This is a genomic window from Sphingopyxis jiangsuensis (assembly GCF_016734905.1).
GTDB lineage: Bacteria > Pseudomonadota > Alphaproteobacteria > Sphingomonadales > Sphingomonadaceae > Sphingopyxis > Sphingopyxis jiangsuensis.
Window position 1 is genome coordinate 48,421 of record NZ_JAERPO010000002.1, and the last position, 12,949, is coordinate 61,369.

Genomic DNA, 12,949 nt, shown 5'->3' on the forward strand with positions numbered 1-12,949 from the left:
ATTATTCGCCTGCGCCCGGCACCAGCAAGCCGATTATGCGGCGATCGGCGACAATGACGCGGCCGCCGACGATCGACCCCGCTCCGATCTGGCCCGGCGGCCCCTTCGAGGCCGACCAGGCAAAGCCGCTCGGGTTGGCGGCGTTGCCTTCGAGCGCGACGCGCACCTCTATGGGCGCGCCCGCCGCCGTGAGCTGTGCGACCAGTTGATCGTTGCGCAGCACCCGCCGCATACCTTCGGGCGTCGCCGGAAGCGGCGCGACCGACGTGACGCGGCCGGGGATGTGGCCATAAATCGCGCGCTCGACGGCGGTCGGCGTAATCTCTGCTGCCATCCCTACTGTAATCCGCTTGCCCTCCCCCGCCGGAACGTAAAGCAGCGCGACGAGCCCGCCCTGATCGGGTGCGACCGTCGCCAGCGCGGTGCCAGGCGCGATGACATCGCCTGTCCCGACCTTTACCTCGGTCACGCGCCCCGCGACCGTCGCGCGCACGACCTCTTCGTCGCCGAGGCGCGCCTCGAGCCGGCGGATCAGGCGAAGCTGGGAGTCGACCTCACGCTGTTCGTCGAGCAGGGCAAGGCCGCTCGTCCCCGACCGGGCATTGGCGTCGATGCGCACGCGCAGCGCAGCCTCGCCGAGGTTCGACAGTTGCTCGCGCACCGCCGCCAATTCGATCTGGACGTCGACGAGCTGGTCCTGCGTGATGAAGCCGCGCTCGATCAGGGCCTCCATGCGACCCGCGCGCTTTTCAAGATAGGCAGCACGGCTTTCGAGCGCGCGCCGCGTTTGGGCGATCGTGCGCAGTCGCGCGCCGTCGGCACCGCTCTCACGCGCGCCCTGCTCGCTAAAAAACAGGCGCAGCCGTTGCAGCCGCGCCTCGGCATCGCGCAAATTGCTGCGCGCGTCGGCGAGTTCGCGGGCGAGTTCGGTGCGGGCAATCGTCGCCACCGGCTGTCCGACACGCACGGTATCGCCGGGAATCACCAGCAGCGACTGTATCCGGCCGTCCTGCGCGGCTGCAATTTCGGCGAGACCGGCCCGGTTGATCAAAATGCCGCTCGCGCCGACCGTCACCGGCGCGCGCGTGACGCTGGCCCAGACCAGCGCCGCCACGAGCGCTACCGCAAAAGCGCCGAGCAATATCCACGACGGGCGCGAAACGAGCGTCAACGGGGCGTCGAGGCGCTCCGGGCTGGCCATGCGATCCAGCGCAGACTGACGATAGATGGTTTCGCTCATCCGTGGGCCACCCCCCAGTTGGTATGCGCGCGCCCTTATGGTTCCGAGCACATCATGACCCGATTTTCACTATCATGGCAAGCGCGCCGCACCCTGTGACGCGGCACACTGCAAAGCGCCCTCGTTCTGCTATGACTGCCGTAACGAGGAAGCGCGAACTTCCGAGTCGGGCCGCAAATTGTCGATCGGCCGCTATTCGCGGCAAGGAACGGAGAATTGCGATGACCAAGAAGAAATCGGACGTCACCAAAGCGGGCGCGGTGGAACTCAACGAAGACGCGCTCGATCAGGCTTCGGGCGGCATTCTGATCGGGCTCAACCAGGCCTATAAGATCGGCTCGACGAGCCTCAAGATCGAGGACAGCGCCATCAAGCTGGGGACGATCGACCCCAATCTTCAGACCGACGCATACAAGCTCAAACCCTGACCGGCTCGCCGGCATATGGCGATGGCCAAGGCCCGGGGCGGCACGACAACGGCTGGCCCGGGCTACCGCGATGCGCTCGACGGCTATGTCGCGGATTCGCTCTATCCCAGCAGTTTTCACGCAGCCTTTGCTCCGCCCAACATCGATGCGATTCTGACGCATGGCGGCATCGCATCGCCGCGTGGAGCCGCGCCGCGCGGGCCGTTTACGATGGTCGACATCGGGTGCGGCGACGGAATCGGCCTGATCCTTAACGCGGCAGCGCATCCCGAGGGCCATTTCATCGGGATCGACGGCAATCCGGCGCATATAGAATTGGGCGCATCGATTGCCGCAGCCGGCGGCCTGCCGAACATCAGGTTCGAGCATGCCTATTTCGACGCGGCGCGCGGGGCATTGCCCGCTGCGACCGCCGACTATGTGCAGTGCCAGGGCGTGCTGGCGTGGGTCAGCGAGGCCAACCGCGGCCATGTCCTCGACCTTGCCGGTCACTTGCTGAAGCCGGGCGGCGTTCTCGCCATCGGCTATAATTGCCTGCCCGGCTGGACGCCGATAATGGCCTTCCAACAGATGGTGCGGGCGTTGGCCGCCGATCGAAGGGGAACGCCGGTCGAACGGTTCGAGGGCGCGCTCGCGGCGCTTCGCGCGGCGGATGTGTTCGGACGTGAGCATTGGGAGTGGATCGACGGACTCCGCGCGCGTTACCCCGCCGATTATTTCGCGCATGAATATCTCAACGAAAATTGGTGTCCGTTGTGGGCGGGCGATGTCGTAACCGCAACGGCGGCGCGCGCGCTTGCCTGCGCCGGTCAAGCGCGCCCGTACCGGCTGCGCCCCGACCTGGCGCTCAAAGCGGCATGGCGCCGGTCATTGGACGCGATCGAGAGCGCGGCGGCGCGCGAAACGGCGACCGACCTGTTCACCGGCAACTGGTTCCGCACCGACCTCTATGTGAAGGGCGCGGTGCGGCGATTGACTGCCAAGACCCGCGATGAGGCACGAATGTCGGGATGGTGGGCAGCGACGAAGCCTGCAGGCGAGGCCCGCTTCGAGGCGCGCACGGCAGCGGGGACCATGGGCTTCGACAATGCGGCCGCCCATGCAATCCTCGCCACGCTGGCGGACGGGCCGCAACCGCTTTCGACCGTGCAGGGATTGGGAAGCGCCGACCTGCTCAATGCGATCGACGCGCTGTTCATGGCGGGCGAAGTCATAGCGGTCGACCCGCCCGCATCGGTGCCGCACGCCAGCGCCGTGAACGCTGCCATTCAGGCCGCAGGCGTCGGCGCGGCGATCAACGGCGCCGTCACGCGTCACGGCGCCATCGAGATTGTGCGCGGTTCGCCGAGCCCCCTCACCGACGAGCAATCACGCCGCCTTGGGTTCTGAAACGTTCGCGCAGCGCTATCCGGTCAGGGCCGTCCGCAACGCGATGAGTTTTGCTCCGAGCGCATCGATCTCCTCCGCCGTTCGCGACCCCGCAAAGACCGACGCCGACAGACAAAATCCCGGGCCGATATCGGCGATAGCCACGCCGACCGAACAAATGCCGCGATGCGCGAAGCCGTCGTCAACGGCAAAGCCCTTGCGCGCAGCCAGCTCGACCTGCCGCGCATAGGCGTCGAAGCTCAGGTCGATCTGCCAATGGACGGCCGAATAACGCCGCGCCAGTTCGGCCCGGTCGATCCTTTGCGCAGCCGCCATTGCCCGCCCGGCAGCGCCACCGCCGAGCGGTTGTCGCTGGCCATCGGCGATGCCGATCCGCATACCGGCATCGCTTTCGGCGCGCACGACAAGCTGGAGGCGGTCGCGCGGGATGATCCTCCACAAGGCAACGGCAGCGTCAGCCTCTTGCGCGAGGCGTGCGACACGCGGGCGTGCGGCGGCAATCACCGCCTGCGCGCGCGGCTCGCCGAGCGCCTCGATAGCCGCCCATGCCGGGGCAATCCGATAGGCCTTGGTTGCGCCGTCGCGCTCGACCGCCCCCTCGCGCTCCAAGGTTTTCAAAAGGTTGAACGCGCTCGACGGACTGAGGCCCAGCGCCCTGCCGATCGCCGACAACGACAGCGGCGACGAACCTGCCAACAGGCGCATCACCGCGAATGATTGCGTGACAGAGCGAACGACACTCATGCGAACATCATAATTTCATATATGTGAAAAACAATTCCTAATGTTGAAATAGTGCAGGCGTGGCGCTATCGCGCTATTCAACGACAAGGTTGGGAGAGGTGACATGGCAGGGATGGACGCGGACATATTCGACCAGTTCATCGAACAGCTGGAGCGCTATGTCCGCGAGCGCCTTCTCCCTGCCGAAAAGCATATCATCGAAAACGACCGGATTCCCGACGACATATTGTCGGAACTGCGCGACATGGGTTTGTTCGGACTGACCATCCCCGAAGAGTTCGGCGGCGCAGGGATGAACGTCAGCCAATATATCCGAACGATCCACACGCTCTCTTATGCCATGCCGGCCTTCCGCTCGATCATCTCGATCAACATCGGCATGTTCGCCTCGGCGCTTAAAAACGGCGGCACCGACACGCAAAAGGCCGAATGGCTACCGCGCGTCGCGGCGGGCGAAATCGCCTGCTTCGGGCTGACCGAGCCGGGGTCGGGATCGGATTCGGCGGGGCTCCAGACGAGCGCGGTCCAGACCGACAACGGCTGGGTGCTCAATGGTACCAAACGCTACATCACCAATGCGCCGCAGGCGAAGGTTGCGCTGATCATGGCGCGGACGAGCAAGGAGAATCTGCCCAAGAATGCCCATGTGTCGGCGTTCATCGTGCCGATGGACGCTCCCGGCGTTTCGACGGGAAAATCGGACAAGAAGATGGGCCAGTCGGGCGCGCATATCTCCGATATCATCATGGAGGATGTTCGCGTCGGCGGCGAGGCGCTGCTCGGCGGCGAACTCGGCAAGGGTTTCGCTTATGCGATGATGAGCCTCGACAATGGCCGCATGTCGGTCGGCGCCGCGGCGACCGCCTATGCCCGCCGCGCGCTCGATTCGGCGACGCGCTATGCGACCGAGCGCAAGGCGTTCGGCGAACCGATCGCCAATTTTCAGCTCATCCAGCAGATGCTCGCGCAGAGCGAGATCGACATCTATGCCGCCGAGTGCATGATGGAAGATGTCACCCGCCGCGCCGATGCAGGCGAGAATGTCTTGCGCAAGGCTGCTGCATTCAAGGTTTTCGCCTCCGAGATGTGCGGCCGCGTCGTCGATGCCTGCGTGCAGGTCTATGGCGGCGCCGGCTACCTCGCCGAATATGACGCCGAACGCTTCTTCCGCGATGCGCGCATCTATCGCATCTACGAAGGCACGACGCAGATTCTGCAGCTCCAGATCGCCAAACATATGCTGCGCGAGTTTCACGCGCAGGGCTGACGTCCCCTTTTCCCGACCGGAGTATTCCCATGTCCCTGCGCCGCGCCGCCATTGTCGCCCCGATCCGCACCGCCGTCGGCAAATTCGGCGGCACCTTGTCGCCGCTGACCGCGGGCGAGCTTGGCGCGGTGATCCTGAAGGCGCTCGTCGAGCGGACGAAGATCGACCCTGCGCGCGTCGACGACGTGGTGTTCAGCCAGGGCTATGGCAATGGCGAGGCGCCGGCGATCGGCCATTGGTCGTGGCTCGCCGCCGGGCTGCCGCTCGAAGTGCCCGGATACCAGCTCGACCGCCGCTGCGGATCGGGGCTGCAGGCGGTCGTCAACGCCGCGATGATGGTGCAGACGGGCATGTCCGACGTCGTCGTCGCGGGCGGGGTCGAATCGATGTCGAACGTCGAACATTACAGCACCGATATTCGGGGGGGCGTGCGCGCGGGCAATCTGACGCTTCACGACCGGCTGACGCGCGGGCGGTTGATGTCGCAGCCGATCGAACGCTTCGGGGTCATTTCGGGGATGATCGAGACCGCCGAGAATCTGGCAAAGGATTATGGCATCACGCGCGAGGCGGCCGATGCTTATGCGGTACGCAGCCACCAGCGCGCCGCGGCGGCGTGGAAGAAGGGGCTGTTCGACGACGAACTGGTGCCCGTCAGCGTCCCGCAGCGCAAGGGCGACCCCATTATCTTCGACCATGACGAAGGCTATCGCGCCGACGCGAGCTTGGAATCGCTTGGCAGGCTCAAGCCGCTGGAGGGCGGCGTCGTCACCGCCGGCAATGCGAGCCAGCAGAATGACGCCGCTGCCGCGTGCCTCGTCGTTGCCGAGGACAAGCTCGACGAACTCGGCCTCGAACCCATCGCCTGGTATCACAGCGCCGCGGCGGCGGGCTGCGATCCCGCGCGCATGGGGATCGGCCCGGTGCCCGCTGTCGAACGGCTGTTCGCAAAGAATGGCCTCGGTTGGGACGACATCGACCTCGTCGAACTCAACGAAGCCTTTGCGCCGCAGGTACTCGCGGTGCTCAAGGGATGGGGCTGGTCCGACGACGACAGCCGCCTCGACATGCTCAATGTCAACGGATCGGGCATCTCGCTCGGCCATCCGATCGGCGCGACCGGCGGGCGCATCCTTGCCAATCTGACGCGCGAGCTGGTGCGGCGCGAGGGGCGCTTTGGCCTCGAAACCATGTGCATCGGCGGCGGACAGGGCATCGCCGCGATCTTCGAGCGCGCCGTGTGACAATGGCGCTGCGCCACGCCCTCGCCGCCGCGACGACCTATAGCGACGCGGCCAAGGCCGCGCTCGTCGAACGTCTCGCGCATCGCCCCATCGATGAAGACCAGCGCGCCGCGCACGGATTCGCGTGGATTGCAACGACGGTGGCGGCGCTCGAAGCGGTGCTCGACTGGCTCGACGCTGGCAATGACACGAATCCGCTCGACACCAAGCTCGCCTCGCTCGCCTTTGCCGAAAGCGTCGCACAGCTCGTCGGCGGCCTGCCGATGGGGCAGAACGAAATCGTCCGCCCCGCCGATCTGGGGATCAGTACAGCCGCGCGCGCGCTCGGCGATGCCTGCGCAGACCTGCTCGTCGCCGATCACACCACGACGCGCGCCGAGATTGCCGCCGCACTCGCCGATGGCCAGTGGCCGAGCGAGACGCTTCATGCCAGCGACCTCGACGCAATCCGTGGACAGTTCCGCCGCTTCACCGAAGCCGAGATCATCCCGCACGCGCATCGCTGGCATCTCGCCAACGCCCTGATTCCCGACGCGACGGTCGAAGCGATGGCCGAACTCGGCACCTTTGGCGTGTGCATTCCCGACGAATATGGCGGGCTCGGCCTCGGCAAGCTCGTCATGTGCGTCGTCACCGAGGAATTGTCGCGCGGCTGGATAGGCGCGGGATCGCTCGGCACGCGCTCCGAGATCGCAGGCGAGCTGATCGCGATGGGCGGCACCGACGCACAAAAGGCCGCGTGGCTGCCAAAGATCGCAAGCGGCGACATCCTGCCGACCGCGGTGTTCACCGAGCCCGATGTCGGGTCCGACCTCGGCGCGCTTCAGACGCGCGCGCGGCGCACGGACGACGGCTGGATCATCGATGGTGCCAAGACATGGATCACCCACGCCGCGCGATCGGACCTGATGACCTTGCTTGCGCGGACATTGCCCGATGCAAAGGGCTATGCGGGCCTGTCGATGTTGCTCGTCCCCAAGCCGCGCGGGGCCGAAGCCACCCCCTTTCCCGCCGCGGGCATGAGCGGAAGCGAGATCGAGGTCCTCGGCTATCGCGGGATGCGCGAATATGCGCTCCAATTCGACGCGATGGCGGCCCCCGCCGACGCGCTCCTCGGCGGCGTGGAAGGGCAAGGCTTCAAACAGTTGATGCGCACTTTCGAGGGCGCGCGCATCCAGACCGCAGCGCGCGCAGTCGGCGTCGCGCGGCGCGCGATCGAACTGGGGCTGGATTATGCGTTGGGCCGCAGACAGTTCGGCCGTCCGATAATGGCTTTCCCGCGCGTGTCGGACAAGATCGCGATGAGCCTCATCGATTTCGTCATGGCGCGCGAACTCAGCTATGCGGCGGCGCGCGCCAAGGACGGCGGCAAGCGCTGCGATATCGAAGCGGGGATGGCAAAGCTTTTCGCCGCGCGCGCTGCCTGGGCGAACGCCGACGCCGCGCTGCAAATTCACGGCGGCAACGGCTATGCGCTCGAGTATGAGATCAGCCGCATCCTCTGCGACGCGCGCATCCTGAACATCTTCGAGGGGGCCGCCGAAATCCAGGCGCAGGTTATCGCGCGCGGGCTGGTTGAAAGGCGCAATTGACGGGCGAGAGGCTGCCTCGCGTTGCCCCATCACCAAATGCGCATGGGCGCTTGTCATCGCGCCACCGCGCTGCTAGTGGCGCCCCTCGTTGCCGCTTTAGCTCAGTTGGTAGAGCACATCATTCGTAATGATGGGGCCACAGGTTCGAGTCCTGTAAGCGGCACCATTTCCCCTATACGACAGCTGTAAACAGTCCGACCGCATGCGAATCGTGCGACGACCGAGCGCATTGCACCCGGCGCGCGAGTGATCCTTTAAAATGGGGAAAATGGTGCCCAGAAGAGGACTCGAACCTCCACGACCTTGCGATCGCCAGCACCTGAAGCTGGTGCGTCTACCAATTCCGCCATCTGGGCACGGGGTAGGAGCGGGCGCTTAGCGGCGGGGCGCGGCGCTTGTCAACCGCGACCGCGCCGATGCGGCGAAATTAATTGGGAGCGCGCGGATTTGCGTTGGCCACCGCCCGCTCCCCCTTGCCCGGACCGCCGCTTCGCGGCATGGGGGGCGCGAGCGTGGCGCCCGCGGGCGCGAGAATCAACGACAGGCTGAAGCGATGCACAATCTGGATGGGCAATTGATCACGGTGCTGGGCGGGAGCGGCTTTCTGGGCCGCTATGTCGTGCAACGGCTGCTCGCGCGTGGCGCGCGCGTCCGCATTGCCGAACGCGAACCGCGCCGCGCGACCTTCCTGAAGCCGCTCGGCGGGCTCGGCCAGACGCAGTTCGTCGCCGCCGACGTGCGCGATGCGGCGAGCATTGCGCGCGCGGTCTCGGGCTGCGACGCGGTGATAAACCTCGTCGGCGCGTTCGACGATATGCAGGCGGTACAGGCCAGCGGCGCGGGGCATGTCGCAGCGGCAGCCAAGGCCGCTGGCGTCCGCGCACTCGTCCATGTCTCGGCAATCGGCGCCGATCCCGACAGCGCTTCTGCCTATGGCCGCAGCAAGGGCGAAGGCGAAAAGGCGGTACGGAACGAATTTCGCGCTGCCGCGATCCTGCGTCCGTCGATCATCTTCGGCCGCGAGGATCAGTTCATCAACCGCTTCGCGACCATGATCCGCTTTGCCCCGGTCGTCCCCGTGATCGCGCCGAACACGAAATTCCAGCCGGTCTATGTCGGTGACGTCGCCGACGCCGTGGTCGCGGCGCTCGGCGCTGGCGCTGCGGGCAAGATTTTCGAGCTCGGCGGGCCGCAACAGATGTCGATGATAGAACTCTTGCGCTGGATTGCCGACGCGACGGGGCGCCAGCGGCTCTTCGTAGAGGTGCCCGATGCCGTCGCCTCGGCGCTCGCATCGACGGTCGGCTGGCTGCCGGGCGCGCCGATCACCAAGGACCAGTGGCTGATGCTCCAGCGCGACAACGTCGTTGCGCCGCGCGCCGCGGGGCTGAAACAGCTCGGCATCACGCCGACGGCGCTTGCTGCGGTCGCCGACGGCTGGCTCGTCCAGTATCGCCGCCACGGTCGATTTTCCGAATACGCGCGCTGAGCGGCATGTCGATCTGGCTGACCGCCATCATCCTCGGCATCGTCGAGGGGCTCACCGAATTTTTGCCGGTTTCCTCGACCGGGCATCTAATCCTCGCGACCGAGTTGCTCGGTTATGACGCGTCGCGCTGGGCGATCTTCAACATCGCGATCCAGCCGGGCGCGATCCTCGCCATCGTCGTGCTCTATCGCCATTTGTTCTGGGACATGGGAGTCGGTTTTTTCCGGCGCGATCCGGTGGCGATCGCCTTTGTCCGCAACCTTATCGTCGCCTTCATTCCGGCCGTGGTGCTGGGCCTTGCCTTTGGTGACCAGATCGAGCTGCTGCTCGAAAATGCCGTCGTCGTCGCATGGGCGCTTGTCATCGGAGGCTTTGCGATCCTGATCGTCGAACGGCTTGCCCGAACGCAGGAAAGCGGCGGGGTCGCCAACCTCTCGCTGCGCCAGTCGACAATAGTCGGCATCGTCCAGTGCCTTGCGATGATCCCCGGCGTCAGCCGGTCGGGCGCGACGATCATGGGGGCGATGGCAATGGGGGTCGACCGCAAGACAGCCGCCGAGTTCAGCTTCTTCCTCGCGCTCCCTACGCTAACCGGCGCGACCGCGCTGCAATTGTTCAAGCATCGCGATGCGGTCACGACAGGGGACCTGGGGCTGATTGCCGTCGGGTCGATCGTCTCCTTTGTCGTCGCCTGGATCGTGATCAAGGCCTTCCTTGCAATCGTGACGCGCTATGGCTTTGCGCCCTTTGCCTGGTACCGGATTATCGTCGGCGTCGCGGCACTGATATGGCTTGGGTCGAGATAGGTCCGATACGAGACTAAATAATGAAAGATTGTTGCGCACGGGAAGCGTGGCGCTCGGATCGAAGCAATTTTAGGTAAATATTGCTGTCTTATCTGAGATTTTGCGAGTGACAGCACGGTCAAGCCGATGCAACCACCTCTTCAACGAAGGGGAATTTGCATGGCTTCCGAACGCATGCTCCGGTTTGTGGAGCGTGAACAATCCTATCCCGACAAGCGCACTGCGGAGGAGCGCGCACGCGACTTTCGCGAGATCGCGGAACGCTACGCCGCGCCCGACGCCGACGCACAGGCGGCGCGCTGTTCGCAGTGCGGCGTGCCCTATTGCTCAGTGCATTGCCCGCTCCACAACCATATCCCCGATTGGCTGCGCCTGACTGCCGAAGGACGGCTGCGCGAGGCATACGAACTGAGCAACGCGACCTCGACGATGCCCGAGATCTGCGGGCGCATCTGTCCGCAAGATCGCCTTTGCGAAGGCAATTGCGTGATCGAATTCACCGGCCACGGCGCGGTGACGATCGGCAGCGTCGAAAAATATATCACCGATACCGCCTGGGCCGAGGGCTGGGTCGAGCCGTTGCAGGCCGGGCCGGCAACGGGCCAGTCGGTCGGCGTAATCGGCGCCGGACCCGCAGGGCTGACCGCTGCCGAATATCTGCGCGTCCAGGGACATGAAGTCCATGTCTATGACCGCCACGACCGCGCAGGCGGATTGCTGACCTATGGCATCCCCGGTTTCAAGCTGGAGAAGGATGTGGTGATGCGCCGCATCGCGCGCCTTGAGGAAGGCGGCATCCATTTTCACTTGGGCTTCGAAGTGGGTGCCGACGCGACGCTCGACGAACTGCGGCAGAAACACGACGCGCTCCTGGTCGCGACCGGCGTATACAAGGCGCGCGAGATTGCCGTGCCGGGCAACGAGGCGGAGGGAGTGATCGCCGCGCTCGACTATCTGGTCGCTTCGAACCGCAAAGGGTTCGGCGACGCCGTTCCCGCCTTCGACGACGGCAGCCTCGATGCCAAGGGCAAGCATGTCGTCGTGATCGGCGGCGGCGACACGGCGATGGACTGCGTCCGCACCGCGGTTCGCCAAGGAGCGAAATCGGTGAAGTGCCTCTATCGCCGCGACCGCGAGAATATGCCGGGATCGCAGCGCGAGGTCGCCAACGCCGAGGAAGAAGGGGTCGAGTTCGTCTGGCTGTCCGCCCCCGCAAGCTTCACCGCGGACAAGCGGGTCAAGCAGGTATCTGTGGCGGGCATGCGCCTCGGCTCGCCCGACGCGAGCGGGCGCCGCAGCCCCGAACCCGACCCCGGCCGCTCGTTCGACATCCCTGCCGACATGGTCATCAAGGCACTTGGTTTCGACCCCGAAGAACTGCCGCAGCTGTTCGGCTCGCCCGACCTCAGCGTCACGCGCTGGGGCACGCTGCGCGTCGATCACCAGACGATGATGACCAGCCTGCCCGGCGTGTTTGCGGCCGGCGATATCGTCCGCGGCGCGAGCCTCGTCGTCTGGGGAATCCGCGATGGTCGCGACGTGAGCGAGCAGATGGCAAAGTGGTTGAAGGCGAAGGCAAAAGGCGAAAAGAAGGCAGCATGACCAACAGGGGAAGGATCATGTGTATGTCGACGTGGAAATCTCTGGCGCTCGCGGGCGCCGCGGTAATCGTTCCGGTGCACGCCGGTGCCGCGCCGACGCCAACTCAGGTCGAGGCGGCAGAGGCGCCAGATGGCGCAATGAACGATGCCGCGCTCGCCGAAGCCAAGGCCAAGATGCAGAAGGAAATCGACGAGGCGATTGCACTCGTCGAGAAGATTTTCGAGGTCGACAAGCTGCCGCCGGTCGACCCCGCGCGGCTTGCGCTGGCGCGGCAGACGACGGCAGCGCTGATCCCGGCGGGCAGCCTCGAGAAGATGCTCGACAATATGTACGGCAAGATATTCAAGGCGGTGATGGAACAGGCCGGCGGCATGTCGGACCTGATGCTCTCGATCAAGACCGGCGTCGATGACGAGACGCTCGCCGGGCTCGACGCCGACACCAAGTCGAAGGCCGTCGAAATACTCGACCCCAATCGCAAGGCGCGCGAAGAACAGGTGATGGAGGTCGTGAAGCCGCTGATCAGCGAAGTGCTGCGCGATCTGGAGGCGCCGATGCGCGACGGCATGGCGCACGCCTATTCGCGCAAATTCACCGCGGCGCATCTTGGCGATATGAACAGCTTCTTCGCGACGCCGGCGGGAAGCGCCTTCGCGGGCGAATGGATGGCGCTTCAGGCAGACCCCGAAGTCATGATTGCGATGATCAAGGCTGTCCCGCCGCTGATCGAAAAATTCATCGACCGCGCGCCCGAGCTGGAAGGCAAGTTCAAGGCGTTGCCCAAGGAGCGCGGGCTGGCCGACCTCAGCGAAACCGAACTGTCGTCGCTCGCCAAGTTGATGAAGGTCGATGTCGCAACGCTCAAGGAGCATCGCGATATGTGGATGGGCAGCGGCGAGGCGAACGACGCCGGCGAGTCTGGCGGCGAAGCCGACTGGGAGTCGGCGAGTGACGCCGATTCCTATGATGTCGCCGACCCCGCCCTTGACCGCAGCAACTGGACCGCCGCCGACCGCGAGCGCGTCGAGACGCTCGAAGCCGCGGCCGACGAAGCGTCCGGGACCGCGTTCGACGCAGAAATGGAAGCCGTCGCCAACGCCCGCAAGCGGCTCAAGATTGCCGATCCGTCCGACTAGGGCGGCGCAAAT

General features: G+C 65.5%; 11 protein-coding genes and 2 tRNA genes. 10 read left to right on the plus strand and 3 right to left on the minus strand.

Going from position 1 to position 12,949, the window contains the following annotated elements; all coding sequences use genetic code 11:
• Window position 1: 1 nt before the first annotated feature.
• A complete protein-coding gene (locus JI743_RS06930; protein ID WP_201927409.1) occupies window positions 2-1,240 on the minus strand; it encodes an NHLP bacteriocin system secretion protein in 1,239 nt (412 codons plus the stop codon).
• Between the two features lie 221 nt (window positions 1,241-1,461).
• Here JI743_RS06930 and JI743_RS06935 point away from each other — a divergent pair, with 221 nt between their 5' ends.
• Complete coding sequence (locus JI743_RS06935; RefSeq protein WP_201927411.1) at window positions 1,462-1,668, plus strand: hypothetical protein; 207 nt, start codon at window positions 1,462-1,464, stop codon at window positions 1,666-1,668.
• Between the two features lie 21 nt (window positions 1,669-1,689).
• Window positions 1,690-3,057: a class I SAM-dependent methyltransferase gene (locus tag JI743_RS06940; protein ID WP_201927413.1), complete on the plus strand. Its 1,368-nt coding sequence runs from the start codon at window positions 1,690-1,692 to the stop codon at window positions 3,055-3,057.
• 15 nt (window positions 3,058-3,072) lie between these two features.
• On the opposite strand, the gene JI743_RS06945 is transcribed toward JI743_RS06940, so the two are convergent.
• Window positions 3,073-3,801 carry a helix-turn-helix domain-containing protein gene (locus tag JI743_RS06945; protein ID WP_201927415.1) on the minus strand — a complete coding sequence of 243 codons (729 nt, stop codon included), beginning with the start codon at window positions 3,799-3,801 and terminating at the stop codon, window positions 3,073-3,075.
• A gap of 112 nt (window positions 3,802-3,913) precedes the next feature.
• Between JI743_RS06945 and JI743_RS06950 the strand changes: the two genes are divergently transcribed.
• The 4 genes from JI743_RS06950 to JI743_RS06965 all read left to right on the plus strand — a co-directional run bounded on the left by JI743_RS06950 (window position 3,914) and on the right by JI743_RS06965 (window position 8,070).
• A complete protein-coding gene (locus JI743_RS06950) occupies window positions 3,914-5,068 on the plus strand; it encodes an acyl-CoA dehydrogenase family protein (protein ID WP_438870688.1) in 1,155 nt (384 codons plus the stop codon).
• A gap of 29 nt (window positions 5,069-5,097) precedes the next feature.
• Entirely contained in the window at window positions 5,098-6,312 is a 1,215-nt protein-coding gene (locus JI743_RS06955; protein ID WP_201927419.1) for an acetyl-CoA C-acetyltransferase, read from the plus strand.
• Window positions 6,313-6,314: 2 nt separating this feature from the next.
• Complete coding sequence (locus JI743_RS06960; protein WP_201927420.1) at window positions 6,315-7,904, plus strand: acyl-CoA dehydrogenase family protein; 1,590 nt, start codon at window positions 6,315-6,317, stop codon at window positions 7,902-7,904.
• Window positions 7,905-7,994: 90 nt separating this feature from the next.
• Window positions 7,995-8,070 (plus strand) — tRNA-Thr (locus JI743_RS06965).
• A gap of 103 nt (window positions 8,071-8,173) precedes the next feature.
• On the opposite strand, the gene JI743_RS06970 is transcribed toward JI743_RS06965, so the two are convergent.
• Window positions 8,174-8,260, minus strand: a tRNA-Leu gene (locus JI743_RS06970).
• A gap of 197 nt (window positions 8,261-8,457) precedes the next feature.
• On the opposite strand from JI743_RS06970, the gene JI743_RS06975 reads away from it, so the two are divergent.
• The 4 genes from JI743_RS06975 to JI743_RS06990 all read left to right on the plus strand — a co-directional run bounded on the left by JI743_RS06975 (window position 8,458) and on the right by JI743_RS06990 (window position 12,937).
• Window positions 8,458-9,393 carry a complex I NDUFA9 subunit family protein gene (locus JI743_RS06975; protein ID WP_201927423.1) on the plus strand — a complete coding sequence of 312 codons (936 nt, stop codon included), beginning with the start codon at window positions 8,458-8,460 and terminating at the stop codon, window positions 9,391-9,393.
• Window positions 9,394-9,398: 5 nt separating this feature from the next.
• Entirely contained in the window at window positions 9,399-10,199 is an 801-nt protein-coding gene (locus JI743_RS06980) for an undecaprenyl-diphosphate phosphatase (protein ID WP_201927425.1), read from the plus strand.
• Between the two features lie 159 nt (window positions 10,200-10,358).
• Complete coding sequence (locus JI743_RS06985; protein WP_201927426.1) at window positions 10,359-11,801, plus strand: NAD(P)-dependent oxidoreductase; 1,443 nt, start codon at window positions 10,359-10,361, stop codon at window positions 11,799-11,801.
• Window positions 11,802-11,824: 23 nt separating this feature from the next.
• Window positions 11,825-12,937, plus strand: coding sequence for a DUF2059 domain-containing protein (locus JI743_RS06990; RefSeq protein WP_236659819.1), 1,113 nt, complete (start codon window positions 11,825-11,827; stop codon window positions 12,935-12,937).
• The last annotated feature ends 12 nt before the right edge of the window (window positions 12,938-12,949 follow it).

Excerpts from the sequence above, each read along its gene's own strand:
- JI743_RS06975 (WP_201927423.1), top strand. The coding sequence starts at position 8,458 with ATGCACAATCTGGATGGGCAATTGATCACGGTGCTGGGCGGGAGCGGC.
- JI743_RS06985 (WP_201927426.1), top strand. The coding sequence starts at position 10,359 with ATGGCTTCCGAACGCATGCTCCGGTTTGTGGAGCGTGAACAATCCTAT.
- JI743_RS06960 (WP_201927420.1), top strand. The coding sequence starts at position 6,315 with ATGGCGCTGCGCCACGCCCTCGCCGCCGCGACGACCTATAGCGACGCG.
- JI743_RS06930 (WP_201927409.1), bottom strand. The coding sequence starts at position 1,240 with ATGAGCGAAACCATCTATCGTCAGTCTGCGCTGGATCGCATGGCCAGC.
- JI743_RS06950 (WP_438870688.1), top strand. The coding sequence starts at position 3,914 with ATGGACGCGGACATATTCGACCAGTTCATCGAACAGCTGGAGCGCTAT.
- JI743_RS06980 (WP_201927425.1), top strand. The coding sequence starts at position 9,399 with ATGTCGATCTGGCTGACCGCCATCATCCTCGGCATCGTCGAGGGGCTC.
- JI743_RS06990 (WP_236659819.1), top strand. The coding sequence starts at position 11,825 with ATGTCGACGTGGAAATCTCTGGCGCTCGCGGGCGCCGCGGTAATCGTT.
- JI743_RS06955 (WP_201927419.1), top strand. The coding sequence starts at position 5,098 with ATGTCCCTGCGCCGCGCCGCCATTGTCGCCCCGATCCGCACCGCCGTC.
- JI743_RS06935 (WP_201927411.1), top strand. The coding sequence starts at position 1,462 with ATGACCAAGAAGAAATCGGACGTCACCAAAGCGGGCGCGGTGGAACTC.
- JI743_RS06945 (WP_201927415.1), bottom strand. The coding sequence starts at position 3,801 with ATGAGTGTCGTTCGCTCTGTCACGCAATCATTCGCGGTGATGCGCCTG.
- JI743_RS06940 (WP_201927413.1), top strand. The coding sequence starts at position 1,690 with ATGGCCAAGGCCCGGGGCGGCACGACAACGGCTGGCCCGGGCTACCGC.